At 58.3% G+C, this 20,863-nt stretch carries 15 protein-coding genes and 4 tRNA genes; 12 read left to right on the top strand and 7 right to left on the bottom strand.

Annotated elements, in window-relative coordinates; all coding sequences use genetic code 11:
- Positions 1-13 precede the first annotated feature (13 nt).
- A complete protein-coding gene (locus J4D25_RS15945) occupies positions 14-229 on the top strand; it encodes a hypothetical protein (protein WP_057714090.1) in 216 nt (71 codons plus the stop codon).
- Between the two features lie 58 nt (positions 230-287).
- On the opposite strand, the gene pbpG is transcribed toward J4D25_RS15945, so the two are convergent.
- Entirely contained in the window at positions 288-1,226 is a 939-nt protein-coding gene (gene pbpG, locus J4D25_RS15940; RefSeq protein ID WP_057714091.1) for a D-alanyl-D-alanine endopeptidase, read from the bottom strand.
- A gap of 235 nt (positions 1,227-1,461) precedes the next feature.
- Complete coding sequence (folD, locus tag J4D25_RS15935; RefSeq protein ID WP_046043051.1) at positions 1,462-2,316, bottom strand: bifunctional methylenetetrahydrofolate dehydrogenase/methenyltetrahydrofolate cyclohydrolase FolD; 855 nt, start codon at positions 2,314-2,316, stop codon at positions 1,462-1,464.
- 274 nt (positions 2,317-2,590) lie between these two features.
- On the opposite strand from folD, the gene J4D25_RS15930 reads away from it, so the two are divergent.
- The 11 genes from J4D25_RS15930 to J4D25_RS15880 all read left to right on the top strand — a co-directional run bounded on the left by J4D25_RS15930 (position 2,591) and on the right by J4D25_RS15880 (position 13,133).
- Positions 2,591-2,667 (top strand) — tRNA-Arg (locus J4D25_RS15930).
- Between the two features lie 32 nt (positions 2,668-2,699).
- Positions 2,700-2,775 (top strand) — tRNA-His (locus J4D25_RS15925).
- Between the two features lie 56 nt (positions 2,776-2,831).
- Positions 2,832-2,916 (top strand) — tRNA-Leu (locus tag J4D25_RS15920).
- Positions 2,917-2,993: 77 nt separating this feature from the next.
- Positions 2,994-3,069, top strand: a tRNA-His gene (locus J4D25_RS15915).
- Positions 3,070-3,454: 385 nt separating this feature from the next.
- The gene (tig, locus tag J4D25_RS15910) at positions 3,455-4,765 is read left to right on the top strand and encodes a trigger factor (protein WP_057714092.1); all 1,311 of its coding nucleotides are present in this window, start codon (positions 3,455-3,457) and stop codon (positions 4,763-4,765) included.
- A 93-nt stretch (positions 4,766-4,858) separates the two neighbouring features.
- Positions 4,859-5,494 (top strand): ATP-dependent Clp endopeptidase proteolytic subunit ClpP, encoded by a 636-nt coding sequence (gene clpP, locus J4D25_RS15905; protein ID WP_057714093.1) that lies wholly within the window; start codon positions 4,859-4,861, stop codon positions 5,492-5,494.
- A 112-nt stretch (positions 5,495-5,606) separates the two neighbouring features.
- Positions 5,607-6,890 carry an ATP-dependent Clp protease ATP-binding subunit ClpX gene (gene clpX / locus J4D25_RS15900; protein ID WP_008048848.1) on the top strand — a complete coding sequence of 428 codons (1,284 nt, stop codon included), beginning with the start codon at positions 5,607-5,609 and terminating at the stop codon, positions 6,888-6,890.
- A 250-nt stretch (positions 6,891-7,140) separates the two neighbouring features.
- Positions 7,141-9,537: an endopeptidase La gene (lon, locus tag J4D25_RS15895; RefSeq protein ID WP_056722330.1), complete on the top strand. Its 2,397-nt coding sequence runs from the start codon at positions 7,141-7,143 to the stop codon at positions 9,535-9,537.
- Between the two features lie 149 nt (positions 9,538-9,686).
- Complete coding sequence (locus tag J4D25_RS15890; RefSeq protein WP_002552737.1) at positions 9,687-9,959, top strand: HU family DNA-binding protein; 273 nt, start codon at positions 9,687-9,689, stop codon at positions 9,957-9,959.
- Positions 9,960-10,194: 235 nt separating this feature from the next.
- A complete protein-coding gene (locus tag J4D25_RS15885) occupies positions 10,195-12,066 on the top strand; it encodes a SurA N-terminal domain-containing protein (RefSeq protein ID WP_057714094.1) in 1,872 nt (623 codons plus the stop codon).
- A 203-nt stretch (positions 12,067-12,269) separates the two neighbouring features.
- Positions 12,270-13,133, top strand: a complete 864-nt coding sequence (locus tag J4D25_RS15880) for a DUF2242 domain-containing protein (protein ID WP_057714095.1) — start codon at positions 12,270-12,272, stop codon at positions 13,131-13,133.
- Between the two features lie 343 nt (positions 13,134-13,476).
- Here the strand turns inward: J4D25_RS15880 and J4D25_RS15875 are convergent, their stop codons facing one another.
- From J4D25_RS15875 to J4D25_RS15855, 5 genes are all read right to left on the bottom strand, one after another.
- A complete protein-coding gene (locus tag J4D25_RS15875) occupies positions 13,477-14,517 on the bottom strand; it encodes an AraC family transcriptional regulator (RefSeq protein ID WP_057714096.1) in 1,041 nt (346 codons plus the stop codon).
- Positions 14,518-14,519: 2 nt separating this feature from the next.
- Positions 14,520-15,650 (bottom strand): carbon-nitrogen hydrolase family protein, encoded by a 1,131-nt coding sequence (locus tag J4D25_RS15870; protein ID WP_057714097.1) that lies wholly within the window; start codon positions 15,648-15,650, stop codon positions 14,520-14,522.
- A 201-nt stretch (positions 15,651-15,851) separates the two neighbouring features.
- A complete protein-coding gene (locus J4D25_RS15865; RefSeq protein WP_057714098.1) occupies positions 15,852-17,180 on the bottom strand; it encodes a TolC family outer membrane protein in 1,329 nt (442 codons plus the stop codon).
- Position 17,181: 1 nt separating this feature from the next.
- Complete coding sequence (locus J4D25_RS15860) at positions 17,182-18,522, bottom strand: HlyD family type I secretion periplasmic adaptor subunit (protein ID WP_057714099.1); 1,341 nt, start codon at positions 18,520-18,522, stop codon at positions 17,182-17,184.
- A 6-nt stretch (positions 18,523-18,528) separates the two neighbouring features.
- Entirely contained in the window at positions 18,529-20,265 is a 1,737-nt protein-coding gene (locus tag J4D25_RS15855) for a type I secretion system permease/ATPase (protein ID WP_057714100.1), read from the bottom strand.
- Positions 20,266-20,863: the final 598 nt, after the last annotated feature.

Genomic DNA, 20,863 nt, shown 5'->3' with positions numbered 1-20,863 from the left:
AATGGAGGTGTGTATGTCTACCGATTCCAGTTTCGATGACAAACGTCCGGAAACTGTCCCCACAACCCCCGAGCAAAGCACCGATCCGGTGATGGATCCCGACAGCCCGTTGAGGGATCCCCTGGCGCGGCCAACGGTGGCGCCCACTGAAAAGCCGAAGGGTTGGAGAGATCCAAGTACCGGCGATGGTATCCCGGATGACGACCAGATGCCGCTGCCTAACGACTGACTTTGCGACGAAAAAAAGCCCCGGATGTCCGGGGCTTTTTCATGCGTTTGCAGCAAGGTTACTTCGACGCTTCTACCACGCCGCTCTGCCGCTGCTTGAGGTTCTTGTCTGCCTTGTACTGCAAGGCTACGGAAGGCACGTCCGCGCTCTTTCCGCTCTCTACCCAATTACGCATGCGCGTGGCATCGGCAAAGTGTGTGTACTTGCCATAGGCGTCAAGGATCACCAAGGCCACCGGGCGGTTAGCCATCCGGGTCACCAGCACCAGGCAGTGGCCGGCCTCGTTGGTGAAGCCGGTTTTTGTCAGCTGGATGTCCCAATCCGGCTTGCGGACCAAATGGTCGGTGTTGCGGAAACCCAGGCTGTAGTTCGGTTTGCGAAACGAAACGGTCTTTTCCTTGGTTGTACTCAGCTCGGTCAGCAGCGGGTACTTGTGCGCGGCGATCAACAGTTTGCTTAAATCGCGAGCGGTCGAAACGTTGCGCGGCGAGAGACCGGTCGGCTCGACGAAATGGGTATTGGTCATGCCCAAGGCCCGGGCCTTGGCGTTCATTGCAGCAATGAACGCGGCATAGCCACCCGGATAGTGGTGGGCCAGGCTTGCAGCGGCTCGGTTTTCAGATGACATCAGGGCGATCAGCAGCATTTCCCGGCGCGGCAGTTCGCTCTTGAGCTTGACCCGGGAGTACACACCTTTCATTTCCGGTGTGTCGCTGATGTTGATGTTGATGTATTCGTCCATGTTCTGCCGAGACTCGACCACGACCAGGCCAGTCATCAACTTGCTGACGGAAGCGATCGGTACCACCACGTCAGGATTGCTGGCGTAGATGACTTTGTTGGTCTGCATGTCCAGCAGCAAGGAGCTGCCGGAAGCGAGCTTGAGTGTTTTCGTATCTCGCGGTGCTGCGGTGGTTTCGCCAGCGCTGGCGAAGGGCGTGATGAGAGTCCCTGCAACTGCAAAAAATAGGCTCAGGATGGAAAGACGGATATTCACGCTGGCAGACTCATAAAGTGTTGATAAGCCGTTCTGTAACGGACTGTTTCCTGAAAAGCGCGTCATTCTGGAGTATGGCTGAATAACTGTCGATGGTTGTTCAAGTAACAGGTGAAAGTCCTGAGAAACATGAAAAAAAAGTCATTTTCCGGCGGGCGGTCGGTGTTTCTCGCAGGCAAAAAAAACCCCGCCAGGGCGGGGTTCCTTGTCACGCTGACAGCGTGTGCGTTGAAACTCAGCTGTGCAGGGTTTCGGCGGCGTACAGGGTGTTTTCCAGCAGGCAGGCACGGGTCATTGGGCCTACGCCGCCCGGTACCGGGGTGATCCAGCCAGCGCGGGGCAGGGCGGTTTCGTAGATCACGTCACCGACCAGCTTGCCGTCGTCCTGGCGGTTGATGCCGACATCGATCACGATCGCGCCTTCCTTGATCCATTCGCCCTTGACCAGGCCCGGCTTGCCGGCGGCGACGACGACCAGATCCGCACGGCCGACATGGCCGGCCAGGTCCTTGGTAAAGCGGTGGGTGACCGTCACGGTGCAGCCGGCCAGCAGCAATTCCATCGCCATCGGGCGGCCAACGATATTGGACGCGCCGACGACCACGGCATCCATCCCGTAAAGGTCGACACCGGTGCTTTCCAGCAGGGTCATGATGCCTTTGGGGGTGCATGGGCGCAGCAGTGGAATGCGCTGGGCCAGGCGACCGACGTTATAAGGATGGAAACCGTCGACGTCTTTATCCGGACGAATGCGCTCCAGCAGCCTGGAGGCGTCCAGGTGTTCGGGAAGCGGAAGTTGAAGCAGGACGCCGTCGATTGCAGGGTCGTCGTTCAGGCGATCGATCAGCTCGGTCAGCGCTTCTTGAGTGGTTTCGGAAGGCAGGTCATAGGCTTGGGATAGAAAGCCGACCTCTTCACAGTCTTTACGCTTGTGCGAGACATAAACCTGAGAGGCAGGATCGCTGCCGACCAGGATCACCGCAAGGCCGGGCGTGCGCAGGCCTTGCTGGCGACGCTCGGTGACACGTTGGGCGATCTGCTGGCGCAGGCTGGCGGCGATCGATTTGCCGTCGATAAGTTGTGCAGTCATTGCGCGTGATTAACCATCGAGAGGGGAAAAAAAGAGAACGCATTCTCGCATGTCATGCGGTGAGGGCAAAGGCGCTTGGTCTGCAAATTCCCCTAACTCCTTTAATTAAATGAATTTTTTTTAAAAAGGATTTGACGACCTTCGGGGGGCTCTATACTATTCGTCGCACTTGTCGGGCACAGCCTAGCACTGGTTAGGAAGGTTGAGCAGGATTACGATTCTGCAAGACTGGAAAGCACTTAGTTTGTAGTCCTCCAAGGTTACAGCTAACAAGGCGCCCGTAGCTCAGCTGGATAGAGCATCCGCCTTCTAAGCGGATGGTCGCAGGTTCGAGTCCTGCCGGGTGCGCCATTAGGCAGCTTTGGCACAAGTAGCGCGATATGGTGGGCGTAGCTCAGTTGGTAGAGCACGGGATTGTGACTCCCGTTGTCGTGGGTTCGATCCCCATCGTCCACCCCATATTTCGAAAGGCGCCAGATTAACAGTCTGGCGCCTTTGCTTTAAAGGCTTCATCCGCGGATGTGGTGGAATTGGTAGACACACTGGATTTAGGTTCCAGCGCCGCGAGGCGTAAGAGTTCGAGTCTCTTCATCCGCACCAAATAAAGCTTCATTCAGGCATTTGGCCTGGCTGGAGCTTGATAAAGAAGTTGTTTGGCTTCTTTAACAGGCAATATGGTGGGCGTAGCTCAGTTGGTAGAGCACGGGATTGTGACTCCCGTTGTCGTGGGTTCGATCCCCATCGTCCACCCCATATTTCGAAAGGCGCCAGATTGAAAAGTCTGGCGCCTTTTTTGTTTCGGCGGCCGCAGGTTCCGGGTCGCAGGGGCGGGCGTTTCGTCGTATTTATGTTTCTCGATGATGCTGTCCTGCCCGCCGGCCTTGCTTGCGAGATCGGCTGTCAGGGAGATGATTGGCGACCTTCTCTATATAGGGAAAGGTTGGCGCAGAGCCCTGGCGTGATTGGTTGTATTTGCCATCGGGGCGAGGTGCATTCGTGCATTCGCACCTATAAATTGCCTGCTGCGTTTTTACCCGTTTTCAGTAGGGTGACTTCTTGAGTTTGACCCACTAGAATGCATGCCCTTGATTCTGGGGTCGGAAACGGCCGGCTAACGTCTGTGCAACGAGGAATATCCATGCAAGTTTCTGTTGAAAATACTACTGCTCTTGAGCGCCGCATGAGCGTCACCGTGCCGGCTGAGCGCATCGAGAGCCAGGTCAACAAGCGTCTGCAGCAGACCGCCCAAAAGGCCAAGATTGCTGGCTTCCGTCCAGGCAAAGTGCCAATGAGCGAAATCAAGCGCCGTTTCGGTGCTGACGCTCGCCAGGAAGCTGTAGGCGACGTGATCCAGTCTTCTTTCTACGAAGCTGTGGTTGAGCAGAAGCTGAACCCGGCTGGTCAGCCTTCGATCGAGCCAAAATCCCTGGAAGCGGGCAAGGACCTGGAATACGTAGCCGTATTCGAAGTGTTCCCTGAGTTCACCGTTGCCGGTTTCGAAGGTATCACCGTAGAGCGCCTGAGCGCTGACGTGTCTGATGCCGATCTGGACAAGATGCTGGACATCCTGCGCAAGCAGAACACCCGTTTCGAAGTGGCCGATCGCGCTGCTCAAAACGAAGACCAGCTGAACATCGATTTCGTCGGCAAGGTCGACGGTGAAGTGTTCGCTGGCGGTTCCGCCAAGGGTACCCAGCTGGTTCTGGGTTCCGGCCGCATGATCCCTGGTTTCGAAGATGGCCTGGTTGGCGCCAAAGCCGGTGAAGAACGCGTTCTGAACCTGACTTTCCCAGAGGACTATCAGAACCTGGACCTGGCTGGCAAAACCGCCGAGTTCACCGTGACCGTCAACACCGTTTCCGAGCCAAAGCTGCCAGAACTGACCGAAGAATTCTTCGCTCAATTCGGCATCAAGGAAACCGGTCTGGAAGGCTTCCGCGCCGAAGTTCGCAAGAACATGGAGCGTGAACTGCGTCAGGCGATCAAATCCAAGGTCAAGAATCAGGTAATGGACGGTCTGCTGGCCACCAACCCGATCGAAGTGCCAAAGGCTCTGCTGTCCAACGAAGTTGACCGTCTGCGCGTGCAGGCTGTTCAGCAGTTCGGCGGCAACATCAAGCCTGACCAACTGCCGGCCGAGCTGTTCGAAGAGCAAGCCAAGCGCCGCGTAGTACTGGGTCTGATCGTGGCTGAAGTGGTCAAGCAATTCGACCTCAAGCCTGACGAAACCCGCGTTCGCGAGATGATTCAGGAAATGGCTTCGGCCTACCAGGAACCTGAGCAAGTTGTGTCCTGGTACTACAAGAACGACCAGCAACTGAACGAAGTTCGCTCGGTTGTGCTGGAAGAGCAAGTTGTGGATACTGTTCTGCAGAAAGCTAGCGTGACCGACAAATCGGTCTCTTACGAAGAAGCAGTCAAGCCGGTAGAAGCACCACAAGCCGACTGATCACTTTTGCGGTAAGAAGCAAACACCATAAGCCAGCCTTCGTGCTGGCTTATGCGTATTCAAGACATAACTATTTGGGAGTGACTGCAGAGCATGTTCCGTAATTCGTATATTCAGCAGAACTCTGATATCCAGGCCGCAGGCGGCCTGGTCCCGATGGTTGTCGAGCAGTCCGCTCGTGGCGAGCGCGCCTACGACATCTACTCGCGCCTCCTCAAGGAGCGAGTGATCTTTCTGGTTGGCCCGGTAGAGGACTACATGGCCAATCTGATCTGTGCGCAACTGCTGTTCCTTGAAGCGGAAAACCCGGACAAGGACATCCATCTCTATATCAACTCCCCGGGCGGTTCGGTGACGGCGGGCATGTCGATCTACGACACCATGCAGTTCATCAAACCCAACGTGTCGACCACCTGCATCGGTCAGGCGTGCAGCATGGGCGCGTTCCTGCTGACGGCCGGTGCCCCAGGCAAGCGTTACTGCCTGCCGAACTCGCGTGTGATGATTCACCAGCCACTGGGCGGTTTCCAGGGCCAGGCGTCGGATATCGAAATCCATGCCAAGGAAATCCTCTTCATTCGCGAGCGTCTCAACACGCTGATGGCCCTGCATAGCGGGCGTACTCTTGAAGAAATCGAGCGCGATACCAACCGCGACAATTTCATGAGTGCAGAAGCCGCGCGTGAGTACGGGTTGATCGATGAAGTGATCAGCCAGCGCCCCGCTTAAAATAAGCAGCTCAAAATAAGGTTGGTCGGCGGGTCCGATCACCGGCGGGCTTGAAAAAGCCCGCAATAGCCTTCATCTTGTGTTGCAAGCCTATCGGATTTGGATCGAACGAATGACTGACACCCGCAACGGCGAGGACAACGGCAAGCTGCTCTATTGCTCCTTCTGTGGCAAAAGCCAGCATGAAGTACGCAAATTGATTGCCGGCCCCTCGGTCTTTATCTGCGACGAGTGCGTCGACCTGTGCAACGACATCATCCGCGAGGAGGTGCAGGAAGCACAGGCCGAAAGCAGCGCGCATAAATTGCCTTCGCCTAAAGAAATCAGCGGCATCCTTGATCAGTATGTGATTGGTCAGGAGCGTGCGAAAAAGGTTCTGGCCGTAGCGGTGTACAACCACTACAAGCGCCTGAATCAGCGTGACAAAAAGAATGACGACGTCGAACTCGGCAAGAGCAACATCCTGCTGATCGGCCCGACAGGCTCGGGTAAGACCCTGCTTGCCGAAACACTGGCCCGCTTGCTGAACGTTCCGTTCACCATCGCCGACGCAACTACCCTCACCGAGGCGGGTTACGTGGGTGAAGATGTCGAGAACATCATTCAGAAGCTGCTGCAGAAATGCGATTACGACGTGGAAAAGGCCCAGATGGGCATTGTCTACATCGATGAAATCGACAAGATTTCGCGCAAGTCTGACAACCCGTCGATCACCCGGGACGTTTCCGGTGAAGGCGTGCAGCAGGCCCTGCTCAAGTTGATCGAAGGCACGGTCGCTTCCGTTCCGCCTCAAGGTGGTCGCAAGCATCCGCAGCAGGAATTCCTGCAGGTCGACACCCGTAACATCCTGTTCATCTGCGGTGGCGCGTTCTCTGGTCTTGAGAAGGTCATTCAAAACCGTTCCACCAAGGGTGGCATCGGTTTCAACGCAGAAGTGCGCAGCAAGGAAGAAGGCAAGAAAGTCGGTGAGTCCCTGCGTGAAGTCGAGCCTGACGATCTGGTCAAGTTCGGTCTGATCCCGGAATTCGTCGGTCGTCTGCCGGTACTTGCCACGCTGGACGAGCTCGACGAGGCTGCATTGATGCAGATCCTCACCGAGCCGAAAAATGCTCTGACCAAGCAGTATGCCAAGCTGTTCGAGATGGAAGGCGTGGATCTGGAATTCCGGACCGACGCTCTGAAATCGGTCGCCAAGCGTGCCCTGGAGCGTAAAACCGGTGCCCGTGGCCTGCGTTCGATTCTCGAAGGTGTATTGCTCGACACTATGTATGAAATCCCCTCGCAATCGGAGGTGAGCAAAGTAGTGATCGATGAAAGCGTGATAGAAGGCAAGTCCAAGCCACTGTATATCTATGAAAACAGTGAGCCGACCGCCAAGGCTGCGCCAGACGCATAAGCGTCACGCAGCTTGAATAAAGAAGGGGCCTTCGGGCCCCTTTGCTATTTCGGGATCTGGCCTGCAGGAGCCGGCTTGCCAGCGAAGGCGGTCTTTGAAGGCGTATCCGGCCCGTCACAGCAGCATCCGTATGCTGCAATCTTTCAAGTGGTTCTTTTATCCGCTTGTTTTTTTCCTGGGCAGCCCCCATCTTGGTTTCAAGCTTACTTCCATCTGTTTACGGCCTTATGGCCGCCGTAGAGGCGAAATCATGAAGACAACCATCGAATTGCCTCTCCTGCCATTGCGTGATGTCGTGGTTTATCCGCACATGGTTATCCCGCTGTTCGTGGGGCGCGAGAAATCCATCGAAGCCCTCGAGGCTGCGATGACGGGTGACAAGCAGATCCTTCTGCTGGCCCAGAGAAACCCGGCTGACGACGATCCCGGTGAAGATGCCCTGTATCGCGTTGGTACGATTGCCACCGTTCTGCAGCTGCTCAAGCTGCCTGACGGAACGGTCAAGGTTCTGGTCGAAGGCGAGCAGCGGGGCGCTGTCGAGCGCTTCAGCGAAGTGGACGGCCACTGCCGTGCCGAAGTCTCCCTGATCGACGAAGTTGAAGCACCGGAGCGCGAATCGGAAGTGTTCGTTCGCAGCTTGCTGTCCCAGTTCGAGCAATACGTGCAGTTGGGCAAGAAAGTCCCGGCTGAAGTCCTGTCGTCGCTCAACAGCATCGATGAGCCAGGCCGCCTGGTGGACACCATGGCCGCGCACATGGCGCTGAAGATCGAACAGAAGCAGGAAATCCTCGAAATCATCGATTTGTCGGCCCGGGTCGAGCACGTTCTGGCGTTGCTGGATGCCGAGATCGATCTGCTGCAAGTCGAAAAGCGCATTCGCGGCCGCGTCAAGAAACAAATGGAGCGCAGTCAGCGCGAGTACTACCTGAATGAGCAGATGAAGGCCATTCAGAAAGAGCTCGGCGACAGTGACGAAGGCCACAACGAAGTCGAAGAGCTGAAAAAGCGTATCGATGCCGCCGGCTTGCCGAAAGACGCGCTGGCCAAGGCGACGGCCGAGCTGAACAAGCTCAAGCAGATGTCGCCGATGTCCGCGGAAGCGACCGTGGTGCGTTCGTACATCGACTGGCTGGTTCAAGTGCCGTGGAAGGCCCAGAGCAAGGTGCGCCTGGACCTGGCGCGCGCGGAAGACATTCTGGATGCCGACCACTATGGCCTCGAAGAGGTCAAGGAACGCATCCTCGAATACCTCGCCGTGCAAAAGCGCGTGAAGAAAATTCGTGGTCCGGTGCTGTGCCTGGTCGGTCCTCCCGGGGTGGGTAAAACGTCCCTGGCGGAGTCGATTGCTCACGCCACCAATCGCAAATTCGTGCGCATGGCCCTCGGTGGCGTGCGTGACGAGGCGGAAATTCGTGGCCATCGCCGTACTTACATCGGTTCGATGCCAGGAAGATTGATTCAAAAGATGACAAAAGTGGGTGTCCGCAACCCGCTGTTCCTGCTCGATGAAATCGACAAGATGGGCAGCGACATGCGTGGCGATCCGGCATCGGCGTTGCTGGAGGTGCTCGATCCCGAGCAGAACCACAACTTCAACGATCACTATCTGGAAGTCGATTACGACCTGTCCGATGTGATGTTCCTGTGTACTTCGAACTCGATGAACATCCCGCCGGCGTTGCTGGACCGGATGGAAGTGATCCGTCTGCCGGGCTACACCGAAGACGAGAAGATCAACATTGCCGTCAAATACCTTTCGCCTAAGCAGATTACGGCCAACGGCCTGAAGAAAGGCGAGCTGGAGTTTGACGCAGAAGCGATCCGCGACATCATCCGCTACTACACCCGTGAAGCCGGTGTGCGCGGGCTGGAGCGCCAGATTGCCAAGGTCTGCCGCAAGGCCGTCAAGGAACATGCGCTGGAGAAACGCTTCTCGGTGAAAGTCACCGCAGACATGCTGGAGCACTTCCTGGGCGTGCGTAAATTCCGCTACGGCCTGGCCGAGCAGCAGGATCAGATTGGCCAGGTGACCGGATTGGCGTGGACTCAGGTGGGCGGCGAACTGCTGACCATCGAAGCGGCCGTCGTACCGGGCAAGGGCCAGTTGATCAAGACCGGTTCATTGGGTGACGTGATGGTCGAATCGATCACCGCGGCCTTGACCGTTGTCCGCAGCAGGGCGAAGAGCCTGGGGATCCCTCTGGACTTCCATGAGAAGCGCGACACACACATCCATATGCCGGAAGGGGCGACTCCAAAGGATGGCCCTAGCGCCGGTGTAGGCATGTGCACGGCCCTGGTATCGGCATTGACCGGCATTCCGGTACGCGCGGATGTCGCCATGACCGGCGAGATCACGTTGCGTGGCCAGGTCTTGGCCATTGGCGGCTTGAAAGAAAAACTGTTGGCTGCCCACCGTGGCGGAATCAAGACAGTGATCATTCCTGAAGAGAATGTGCGCGATCTCAAAGAGATTCCGGACAATATCAAGCAGGATCTACAGATTAAACCGGTTAAATGGATTGACGAGGTCCTGCAAATTGCGTTGCAATACGCGCCGGAGCCCTTGCCGGACGTGGCTCCGGAGATAGTCGCGAAGGATGAGAAACGCGACGCAGATTCTAAGGAAAGAATTAGCACGCATTAGTACGTATTTGCCTGGGGGGCTTTCTTGACAGCTTTTTAGAGCCCTTGTTATAAAGCGGCTCTTAAGTGTCTGTAGGCCATTCAGCACTCGTTTTTGCTTTCACCAAAAAAACTTAGAATCATACTCAAATAGATATAAGGGGACTTAGAGTGAACAAGTCGGAACTGATTGATGCTATCGCTGCATCCGCTGATATCCCGAAAGCTGCTGCTGGCCGTGCGCTGGACGCTGTAATCGAATCCGTCACTGGCGCTCTCAAGGCTGGCGACTCTGTTGTTCTGGTTGGTTTCGGTACCTTCTCCGTAACTGATCGTCCGGCTCGCATTGGTCGTAACCCACAGACCGGTAAGACGCTGGAAATCGCAGCAGCCAAAAAACCAGGTTTCAAAGCCGGTAAAGCACTGAAAGAAGCTGTCAACTAAGTTCGATTCAGGTTTTTACCCATCCGGGTCGGGGTCATGCCTGACTTGGCAGCGGAGCGGCAGTCCTGACTGCAGGTCGCCGGTTCAAGACACCGAGGGTCGCCAGTTCGAGCCCCTCGATCCGCTCCGCCAGTTACGAGAAGGCGCATCCTCGGATGCGCCTTTCTTCTATCCGGATTCTACCCACGCTCCACGGTTGCCTAATTTTTGAAGTTCAACCGTTTCTGGGGGACGCATGCTGCAGAATATCAGGGACAATTCACAAGGCTGGATTGCCAAGACTATTATCGGGGTCATCGTTGCACTGATGGCTCTGACCGGTTTCGACGCCATTTTTCAGGCCACGACGAACACGAATGAAGCGGCGAAGGTCAATGGCGAAGAAATCAGCCAGAACGAACTGAGCCAGGCGGTCGATATGCAACGCCGTCAGCTCATGCAACAGCTGGGCAAGGATTTCGATGCTTCCTTGCTCGATGAAAAAATGCTGCGCGAGTCGGCTCTCAAGGGCCTGATCGATCGCAAACTGCTGCTGCAAGGCGCAGAAGACTCGAAATTCGCCTTTTCCGAAGCGGCTCTGGATCAGGTCATCCTGCAAACGCCTGAGTTTCAGGTGGATGGCAAGTTCAGCTCCGAGCGTTTCGATCAGGTGATTCGCCAACTCGGCTATACCCGCATGCAATTCCGCCAGATGCTGGCTCAGGAAATGCTGATTGGTCAGCTGCGTGCCGGTCTCGCCGGTAGCGGTTTCGTGACCGATGCACAGGTACTGGCGTTTGCCCGTCTGGAAAAACAGACCCGCGATTTCGCCTCGCTGAACATCAAGGCCGACCCGGCAGCGGTGAAGCTGACCGACGATGAGGTCAAGGCCTACTACGACGAGCACGCCAAGGAATTCATGACGCCGGATCAGGTGGTCATCGATTACCTCGAGCTGAAGAAGGCTTCCTTCTTCGATCAGGTCAGCGTCAATGACGAAGACCTGCAGGCGGCCTATCAGAAAGAAATCGCGAACCTGTCCGAGCAACGCCAGGCGGCGCACATTCTGATTGAAGTGAATGACAAGACCACCGAGGCGCAAGCCAAGGCGAAGATCGAAGAGATCCAGGCTCGTCTGGCCAAGGGCGAGAAATTCGAGGCGCTGGCCAAGGAATTCTCCCAGGATCCGGGTTCGGCGAACAACGGCGGTGACCTGGGTTATGCCGGTCCTGGCGTCTACGACCCGGCGTTCGAGAAAGCCCTGTATTCGTTGGCCAAGGACCAGGTTTCCGCGCCGGTTCGCACCGATTTCGGGTTCCACCTGATCAAGCTGTTGGGCGTGGAAGCGCCTGAAGTTCCGACATTCGCCAGCCTGAAAGACAAGCTGACCCGCGAGTTGAAGGCCCAGCAGGTCGAACAGCGTTTTGTCGAGGCGACCAAGCAACTGGAAGACGCTTCATTCGAAGCGTCGGACCTGGCGCAACCGGCACAAGACCTGAAACTGAACGTCCACACGTCCAAGCCGTTCGGCCGTGAAGGCGGTGAGGGTATTGCAGCCAACCGTGCCGTGATCACTGCCGCGTTCAGCCCGGAGGTCCTGGATGAGGGTGCGAACAGCACTGCCATCGAGCTCGATCCGGAAACCGTGGTCGTGTTGCGTGCCAAGGAGCACCTGAAGCCTTCGCAATTGCCGCTGGAAAGCGTCTCTGCTGCGATCCGTGTGCAATTGGCCAAGGAACACGCCAGCGCCGATGCCAAGACCAAGGCTGACGCCCTGATTGCCAGCCTGCGCGATGGCAAGACCCCGCTGGATCAGGCGGTCGACGGCCAGGCCTGGAAAGTCACCGAGGCGGCGACTCGCGCTCAGGAAGGGGTCGACCCTGCGGTGCTGCAAGCGCTGTTCCGCATGGCGAAGCCTGCGTCCAAGGACAAGCCGACCTTCACCAGCGTGACGCTGGCGGATGGCAGCCTGATGATCGTGCGCCTCAATGGCGTGAACGAAGCAGCGGCGCCGACCGAAGAAGAGAAAGCACAGTATCGTCGCTACCTCGCTTCCCGCATCGGCCAGCAAGACTTCGCGGCTTACCGCAAGCAGCTGGAAAGCCAGGCGGAAATCAAGCGTTACTGATGCCTGATCAGGTTTAGCGCTGCACAAAAGACCCCGGCCGGAAGGCTGGGGTCTTTTTGTTTGGCCGTACGTCACTTGCCGCGGTGACTTTTGCGTAAAACCGGGGTCAATCAGCCTGTAACCGTTTTAAGACATGATCGATGCTCCGCTAAGCATCGATCTGTTGCACAATATGCCCCGAACCGTTTTCTTCAGGATGTTCAATGTTTAAATCACTTCCCATGCGGGTTGTCGGACTGGCAGCCGTGCTTGCTACTGCGGCCGGTTGTTCATCGAACAAGACCGCCATCTATGAGCATGAGAATTTCGACGACTCCGGTACCTTTTCCCGAAACTATCCGGTCACCGATACCCAGAGCTGTGAAGCCGCTCGTCGTGCCTTGCTCAGCCAGGGTTACATCATCACCAGCAACGATTCGAAGCTGGTCAGCGGTCACAAGAGCTTCCAGCAGACCGGCGAGAACCACATGGAGATCAGCTTCAGCGTGGTCTGTACCGATGACGGCAGCGAAGGGCACCACGCGACCGTATTCGCCAACGCCCTGCAGGATCGTTATGCGCTGAAGAAGACCAACAACTCCGCCAGTCTCGGTGTGGGTGTGTTGGGCTCGGTGTCGATGCCGATCGGCTCCTCCGATGACTCGATGGTCAAGGTCGCCAGCGAAACCGTATCGTCTGCCAAGTTCTACGAGCGTTTCTTCGCACTGGTCGAACTGTTCCTGCCGCCGGAAGCGAAAAAGGCTGCGCACATCCCCGAAAAGCCGAAAACGGACCTGGGCATGCCTGAAGCCCAGGCAGCGCCGGCACCACTGGCACCTGCCCCGGCAGCGGCTCCCGCTGTAGAGCCTGCTGCACCAGCGCCTGCACCTGCACCTGCACCTGCATCCATTGAAGCGGCTCCAGCGGCCTCCGAGCCGGTTGCCCCGCCTCCTGAAGCGGCGCCGATCACGCCGACCGAGCGTGTAGAGCCTGCATCGTTCCAGGAAGTCGTCACGCCACCGTCGAACCCGAGTGACTTGCCTGCGCCGAGCGAACCCATCCCGGCGATGCCTGCCTCAGGCCAGTGATGGATATGCCACGGGATTGGGTCGGATGACCCGATCCCGTGGCCAGCCAAAAGATTGACCCTCGTCAACCAAGACCACTGTTCTGTGGCCTCCCGCGAAAAAATCCGATGATAAATTCCTGACCAGCTGCTACGTTTTATTCAGTAGCGACAGAGTGTCGTGTCCGCGTCATTTTTCTTTCATGCGGGCACTTTATGCTCTGGGAATTGGTCATTTATTCAGACGTTTTTAATATGGGTTGGGGGATTCAAAAATGGACGATTATCAAGAAGAGCTGCTCGAGTACCAGGCTTTCGAACTGGACCCACTGGAGCCGGCGGAAGACGCTACCGAGTTGTAGGCATCAGGCGGATTGGCGATGACTGCGGCGAAATTCGCCGGGGGTCTGTCCGTTCCAGCGTTTGTATGCGCGTTGAAACGCTTCGGCTGAGGCAAAACCCAGCAGGTAGGCGATCTCTCCGAACGCCAGTTCGGTGTCGCGTATGTAGGTCATGGCCAGGTCGCGACGGGTGTCGTTGAGAATTGCACGAAACTGCGTGCCTTCTTCGGCGAGCTTGCGGCGCAGGGTCCAGGTGGGCAGCTTCAGGCGTGCCGCCACCTCTTGCAGGTCGGGTTCCCGGCCACCATTGAGCAGGGGGCCCAGCAGCGCGATGATGCGTTCGCGCAGGCTGCGGGTGCGTGTCAGTTGTTCCAGTTCTCGCTCACACAGTTGCAGCAAATGCCGCCAGGTACTCGGGCAATGCTCGGGGTTGCGCTGGGCGAGACTTTCCAGGCTCAAGCGCAGTTGATTGCGCTCGCCGCCAAACTGAATCGGACAGTCACCCAACACGTCATAGGCCGCGCGGTAACCGGGCTCCTCGAATTCGATCTCGATGCGTTCGGCGCGCAGCGGGGCAGGGCTGACACTGGACAATTGCTGCAACCAGCCGGCGATGATCGAATCCACCACAAAGCGGTTGTAGGCGTTATAGGGGCTGATCGAATAGAAGCGCAGCCAGGCGCCCTGGGCGTCTTCGTGAAAGCTTGATTGACCCCGATAATTGGAGCCATACAAGGCTTCGAATCGAATCAGGCAGCGGGCGGCTTCACGTACCGTCGGCGCCTGGGCCGCAGTGACGCCAGCAAGGCCAGCCTGGCTCAGGCGACTGAGCTGGCCCATGCGCAAGCCAAGGGCCGGGTTGCCGGTCAGTTGAATGGCGCTGTGGCCCAGGCGCATGTAGCGCGGTATCGACAGTCGGGCACCGGCTTCGCTCAGGCGCCCGGCGTCGAGGCCGTATTGATCGAGCAGTGGCTGAGGATCTACGCCATGACTGCGCACGGCATCGGCCAGGCTATGAACAAAGCCCACCGACAGATCGCCCAGGCGCATCGGCTGCGGCTTCATGGCTACAACCAGAGGTTCAGCAAACGCGCACCATGGGCATTGCCGTCGGCAAAATGCTGGCCGTTACTGCTGAGGAAGCTGTGTCCGGCGCTGCCCTGATCCCAGAACTGACCCCGCAGGAACACACTCATGCCAGCGACGGCTTGACTGGCAGGTGTCCGGGTCGTGAGATTCAGGCGCTGCCAGGCCTGGCCTTCACTGACTTCTCCAGGCTGCAAGATGACCGATGTCGGCGCTGACGAGCCCCTGTAGCCACGCCACGGTTGATCCCAGGTGCCACGGCCGGCAACAAAGGCCGGTACCGCGACCAGTTGTACGCTTTGGTCGTTGAGCTTGAGGTAGTTTTCCGGGTACCAGCTGTCGTGACCGATCAATACGCCCAGCCTTCCGGCGGGGGTATCAACGACATTGAGCGAGTGCTCGCCGTTCGCCTTGATCCCGTTCTGTTCTGCGAAGAACGGGTGTATCTGGCGCTGGGGCTGGCCGATCGGCAGGCCCTCGCTGTTGAACACCACGCTGCTGTTGTACAGCGCGCCGCGGCCGATTCTCAAGGTGCCGTCGATGATGCTCGGTTCGGGCAGTACGATGGAACCCGCCACCAGCGTCACGTGGAATTCCCTGGCCAGCCCTCCGAACAATGCCTGGTAGTCTCTGGCCATCGCCTTGGCTTTCATACGCAAGTGGGCATCGTCCAGACGGTTGCCGCCCTCGGCGCTGATCAACGCCTTGGCGAACTTCAGGGGATTGCTCACCGCCAGCCAGTTCATGGCCTCCTTGAGGGTGCTGGCTTGGTACAACTCATCCTTCTCGCCGCTGACCATCAGCCAGGTACCGACGTGCTCCGGCAACACGACGACGGTCTTGTCGTTCAACAGACCCTGGTCCCGGGCTGCTTGCAGATAGGCCGCGAGCTTGCGGTGCAAACGCTCGGGGCTTTGATAATCGGTGGGAAACAGTTCGGGCTGAATGCCCAACAGATTGCCACGGTCCGCAGGCGTGCCCTGGTCGACAGCCAGGTTGATCCGCAGATCCGAAAGGTAATGACCCACCGGCCGGTCTGCGGCCCACATCGCGTAGGTCGTGAGGGCGGCGAGCAACGCCATGGAAAATGTCAGGTACAAAAGTTTGCGCATGGGGAAACAGTTTACAGCCTGGAACCGGTTCGAGCATAAAGGGAATCAAGGCCTTAGTGGGCAAATTTCAAGCGTTGGCTGTTTTTTTCGCTGGCGGCTGCCTTTCTGCGCCGCGACGCGGCCATGAATGGCTGGATGGGGATCATGGGAGGAGGGGCGCCGGTCTGCCATCATTTGGCTTGACCGACCGGCAGGTGAGCGTCAGTTGGTGACCAGCAGTTCCGGGCCGAGGTAGTTGTTGATCTGGTCGATATCGTCGTCGCCCAGGCTGCCCACCGAGGAGGCCAGGCGCAGGCGCGACATCAAATAGCGCAACTTGGCATCGAACAGATCGTGGCGCGCAACGAAAAGCAGCTCTTCGGCATTGAGGACGTCCGAGTTGGTGCTGGTGCCGCCTTCCTTGAAGCCCTTGCGTGACGATGCCAGTGAGCGTTCGTTGGACGCTACGGCCTTCTCCAGCGCGCGAATGCGTTTGGCACCGCTCAGAATGCCTTGATACTCACGGGTGGTTCCAGTGATGACCTCCTGTCGTGCAGCGTCGAGCTCGTCCGAGGCCTTGTCGCTGTTGGCGCTGGCCTGGCGTGTCAGCGCGCTGACGCCGCCACCGCTGTACAGCGGGATATTGACTTCCAGTCCGATCGAACCGTAGCGGTTGCGTTGATTCAGCTCGGAGAGTGATTGGCTCTCACCCGCGGTGTAGCCGGCAACGAAATCCAGGGTTGGCCAGTGGCCGGCCCTGGCGCGCTTCACTTCTTCCTCGGCGAGGTTGCGGCTATAGCGGCGCGCATGGAGCAGGGGGCTGTCGGTCTGGGCTTTGACCAGCCAATCCTGCAGGTTGCTCGGCTGCAGCGGTGGTGTATCGAAGCTCGGACGCAAGGTGGTCAGCGATTCGGGGGTTTCACCGATGTATTCCTCGAGCTTGCGGCGCGCGTTGACCAGGTTGTCTTGCGCTTCGATCAGTTCGGCTTCGGCGAGGTCGCGGCGAGCGGTCGACTCGTCGACGTCGGTGACGGTGCCGGCCCCCAGTTCCAGGCGCCGTTTCGCCGAGGCGAGTTGTTCGTCGAAGGCGTTCAGCTTGGACTTGGCCAGGGTGATGGTTTCGCTGGCCAGGAGCACATCGAAATAGCTTTCGGCCAGGCGCACCGCGGCGTCCTGGCTCTTGGCGTCGAATACTGCGTTGCTGTAGTCGGCACGCTGCTGACCCTGGCGGTATTCGGCCATTTTCTGTTTGTTGAACAGTGGTTGGCGCAGGCGCACGTTAGCGCCCTTGGAGTCGTAGTCGAGATCTCTTTCGATACCGCTCTGGCGTTGTGTGCCGTTGACCTTGTTGTCGTAGGCCGAGGCATTGATCTGCGGTAGCAGGCCGGCCTTGCCGATAGCGCGGTTTTCCCCGCCGGCCTTTTTTTCATGCACGGCGGCCTGATAGATAGGGCCCTGGAACTGCAACAGGTCCCAGGCTTGCTTGAGGTCCATCGCGTCGGCCGGCAAGGCCAACCCCATCAGGCAGAAGAGCAGGCAATGACGGTCCATTTCATTGTTCCTTGAATGAGCTGTCCACACGTTCGAGCATTGGTTTAAGAAGATAGCTCAACATATTGCGTTCGCCTGTCTTGATGGTGACGCTGGCGGGCATGCCGGGGCGAATGTGATTGGTGCCAAGCAGGCTCATGCCATCGGGGGTGACTTCCACTTGGGCCAGATAGAACGGCTGCTTGCTTTCCTCGTCCATCAGACGGTCGGCGGAGATGGTCATCACGCGGCCGGGGATGTTTGGCGTCTGGGCATGGTTGAAAGCCGGGAAGGAAATGTCCACGGGCAGGCCGGGGAACATCTTGTCGATGGCCTGCACGGGAATCATCGCGTCGACCTGCAACGGTTCGTTGACCGGAACGATTTCCATGATCTTGAAGCCGGGCTGAATGATCCCGCCGACGGTGGCGATGCTCAGGGCCTGGACCATGCCGTCGATCGGCGAACGAATCACCGTGTGGGTCACTTCGTAGTCGAGGGCGCGCAAGCGGTCGGCCAGGGTAGTGTTTTCCTTGGCGGTTTCCGTCAGCTGCGACTCGACTTCCTTCAGGTAATCGTGCTGGCGCTGCAGGATGCGCAGCTTGATTTCGGTGGTCTGGCTACGCACCCGGGCGATGTTGTTGAGGTTCTCGGCCTGGCCGGCGGCGAGGTCGGCGTTGCTGCGCTCCAGCTCAAGCAGGCGGTTGCGCGGCACATAGCCTTCGGCCGTCAGCACGCGGGTGCCTTGCAGTTCCTGGTTGAGGAAACTGATCTGAGAGGCGCGGGCGCTATAGACCTGCTGCAGGCCCTTGAGCTGCACTGCCGACGCCGCCAGGTTCTCCTGCAGGATGCTGATTTCGCCAGCGAGACCGGCGCGCCGGGTGTCGAGCAGGCGCTGTTGCAGGTCCATGGCGGCTTCCAGGCGGTGGTCATCCTTGAAGCGCTTGAGCAGTTCAGGATCGAAGTTCACCACATCGCGGTTGTCACGTTCCGCTTCCAGACGGTTTTCCACCGTCTTGCTGACGATGTACTGGGCGCTGACCGCCCCCTGTTCGGCAGCGGCACGCAGTGAATCGAGGCGGACCACCTCCTGGCCTTTTGTCACCAGATCGCCTTCGCGAACGAGAATGGCCTCCACGGTACCGCCGCTCAGATGCTGCACGGCTTTGCGATTGCTGGTGACCTTGACCGTGCCTGTCGCTACCACGCCGGCATCCAGTGGCGCCAGCCAGGACCACAGGAGGAAGCCGCCGAAGCCGGCAAGCACCAGCCACACGCCCCACCGCGCGGGTTTGCCGACGTCCAGGTCTACCACGCTCCTGGGATCGGCTGTAATCATCTCGGTATGTTGGCTCATTTGCATGATCGGTCACTCCCGTGCTTTGACGGAGGCCAGCGGAGTTGATGCGCCTGCAGGGATCACACTGGCCTTGCGCAGCGCTGCGAATACTTCATCGCGCGTACCTAGCATCTGCACGCCGCCGTCGCGCAGCATCAGCACCTTATCGACGGCACAGAGTACGTTGGGACGGTGAGAAATCAGAATGACGGTGGCGCCACGGCCCTTGAGTTCGGCCAGAGCATCGACCAAGGCCTTTTCGCCGACGTCGTCGAGGTTGGCGTTCGGCTCGTCCAGCACGATCAGATTGGGCTCGCCATACAGCGCGCGGGCCAAGGCAATGCGCTGCTTCTGGCCGCCGGATAGCGGGCTGCCATCGGTGCCCAGGCGGGTGTCATAACCCTGCGGAAAACGCAGGATCATCTCGTGCACGCCAGTGATCTTGGCGGCGCGGATGACCGCTTCGCTGTCCACTTCGCCAAAGCGCGCAATGTTGTCGGCGATGGTGCCCTCGAACAGCTCCACGTCCTGTGGCAGGTAGCCGAGCCAGGGACCCAGTTCGCCCTTGTTCCAGTTGAAGATGTCCGCGCCGTCCAGGCGCACCTTGCCGGCCTGCGTCGGCCAGACGCCAACCAGCAAGCGGGCGAGGGTGGATTTGCCCGAGGCGGACGGACCGATAATGCCAAGGCTTTCGCCGGGGACAAGGCTGAAGCTCACACCGCGCAGAATCGTGTTGGTGGTCCCTGGGGCACCGGCATACACATTCTCCACCGCCAGCATGCCCATTGGCCGCTGCAGCGACATGCTCGGTGGCCGGCGCGGAAAGTCTTGCAGCATCTCGTTGAGACGGCCCCAGGCCGAGCGGCAGCCGAGCAATTGCTTCCACGACGCGATGACCTGTTCCACCGGACCCAGTGCGCGGCCGGTGAGGATCGAGCAGGCAATCATCATCCCCGGGGTGATCTTGCCTTCGATCGCCAGAAGCGCGCCGGCGCCGAGGATCAGCGACTGCAAAGTGATCCGCACGAAGCGCCCGGTGCTGCTGATCACGGCGGCACGATCGGAGGCCAGGGTTTGCATTTCCAGAATGCGCAAATGGCTTTGGTACCAGCGCTTGCTGATCGACGGCAGCATGCCCATGGCCTCGATGACCTCGGCGTTGCGCAGGTTGTTGTTGGCGTACTGGCCGGAGGAGAGGGCGGCCTGATTGGCTTCGGCCAGCGGCTTCTGCGTCGCCTTTTCAGTGAGCCAGGCCAGGGCCACCAGAATCAGCGAGCCGATCAGCGTGATCAGTCCGAGTATCGGGTGAATCAAATAGGCGACCAGCAGGTAGATAGGCGTCCAGGGTGCATCGAAGAAAGCGAACAGAGAGTTGCCGGTGACGAACTGACGAACCTGCGCGAGGTCCTGCAGGGCCTGGGCCGGGTTACCTCCGGCGCGGTTCAGGTTGCGCTCGAATGCAGCAGTGAAAATGCGTCGGTTGAGGTCCATGTCGAGGCAGTTGCCGACCCGGATCAGTACGCGGGTGCGGACCATTTCCAGTGTGGACATCAGCAAGAACAGACCTACTACCAGGACAGTCAGCATCGTCAGCGTCGTGACGTTGCGACTGACCAGGGCTCGATCGTAAACCTGCAGCATATAAATAGCTGGCGTCAACATCATGACGTTTATGACACCGCTGAAAGCAGCCAGCGAATAAAAACTGCGGCGCAGGCGAAAGAGCGCGTCGGCCAGTTCTGAACGGATGCTCGACTGCTTGGGCATTTTGATCCTCCCACTGCGAAAAGCCGATTGCCCTTGGAGCGCAACAGCTAACAGTAAATGTAGTCCTGTAAACAGCTTATGGACACGCAGGCTGGTCGCTCTATGGATGGCGAGTCTTCCGAAATCGCTGCGTTGCTCCCTTATGCAGCAGCGTAGGTGGCGCTGAATCACTCCGAAATAACATTTCGCTCTATACCAGCACACAACTTTCTATATGTCCTTAAAAAACAGATAGTTGTGATGCCTGCCACCAGTCGTCTGTTTTAACGACGTAATATTGACAAAGTTTTGCTATGGAACTTTAGTCTTAGTTATCGGGGGGGCCGCCCGCCTGAAGCTTGCCATCGCTTTGGCAACGCAAGGCGCGGTGATTTCCCGGGAGGAGCAGAACCATGTCGATCATTTCGTTGTTTTGCAGAGGGAAGGGACTGTCCAGGACGTTCGCCTTCACTTCCAGATTCCATGGCCCGCCCAAGGCTCGAATCCGCTCTGCCTGATCGCCCGGCGAGCAATTCATATCGCGAATTCCAGGCGCGAATCCCGGGTCCCGGGTAACGCCAGCTCTCGCAAAAAAACATAACCAACAAACTGCGCAAGC

Origin of the sequence: Pseudomonas sp. GW456-L13 (genome assembly GCF_017350115.1) — a bacterium.
GTDB classification, from domain to species: Bacteria; Pseudomonadota; Gammaproteobacteria; order Pseudomonadales; family Pseudomonadaceae; genus Aquipseudomonas; species Aquipseudomonas jessenii.
This window is presented reverse-complemented; position numbering and strand designations above follow the sequence as displayed.

What these genes read in the sequence shown, in the direction of transcription:
- J4D25_RS15945 (WP_057714090.1), top strand. Translation starts at nt 14, where the DNA reads ATGTCTACCGATTCCAGTTTCGATGACAAACGTCCGGAAACTGTCCCC.
- folD (WP_046043051.1), bottom strand. Translation starts at nt 2,316, where the DNA reads ATGACTGCACAACTTATCGACGGCAAATCGATCGCCGCCAGCCTGCGC.
- tig (WP_057714092.1), top strand. Translation starts at nt 3,455, where the DNA reads ATGCAAGTTTCTGTTGAAAATACTACTGCTCTTGAGCGCCGCATGAGC.
- clpP (WP_057714093.1), top strand. Translation starts at nt 4,859, where the DNA reads ATGTTCCGTAATTCGTATATTCAGCAGAACTCTGATATCCAGGCCGCA.
- clpX (WP_008048848.1), top strand. Translation starts at nt 5,607, where the DNA reads ATGACTGACACCCGCAACGGCGAGGACAACGGCAAGCTGCTCTATTGC.
- lon (WP_056722330.1), top strand. Translation starts at nt 7,141, where the DNA reads ATGAAGACAACCATCGAATTGCCTCTCCTGCCATTGCGTGATGTCGTG.
- J4D25_RS15885 (WP_057714094.1), top strand. Translation starts at nt 10,195, where the DNA reads ATGCTGCAGAATATCAGGGACAATTCACAAGGCTGGATTGCCAAGACT.
- J4D25_RS15880 (WP_057714095.1), top strand. Translation starts at nt 12,270, where the DNA reads ATGTTTAAATCACTTCCCATGCGGGTTGTCGGACTGGCAGCCGTGCTT.
- J4D25_RS15875 (WP_057714096.1), bottom strand. Translation starts at nt 14,517, where the DNA reads ATGAAGCCGCAGCCGATGCGCCTGGGCGATCTGTCGGTGGGCTTTGTT.
- J4D25_RS15870 (WP_057714097.1), bottom strand. Translation starts at nt 15,650, where the DNA reads ATGCGCAAACTTTTGTACCTGACATTTTCCATGGCGTTGCTCGCCGCC.
- J4D25_RS15865 (WP_057714098.1), bottom strand. Translation starts at nt 17,180, where the DNA reads ATGGACCGTCATTGCCTGCTCTTCTGCCTGATGGGGTTGGCCTTGCCG.
- J4D25_RS15860 (WP_057714099.1), bottom strand. Translation starts at nt 18,522, where the DNA reads ATGCAAATGAGCCAACATACCGAGATGATTACAGCCGATCCCAGGAGC.
- J4D25_RS15855 (WP_057714100.1), bottom strand. Translation starts at nt 20,265, where the DNA reads ATGCCCAAGCAGTCGAGCATCCGTTCAGAACTGGCCGACGCGCTCTTT.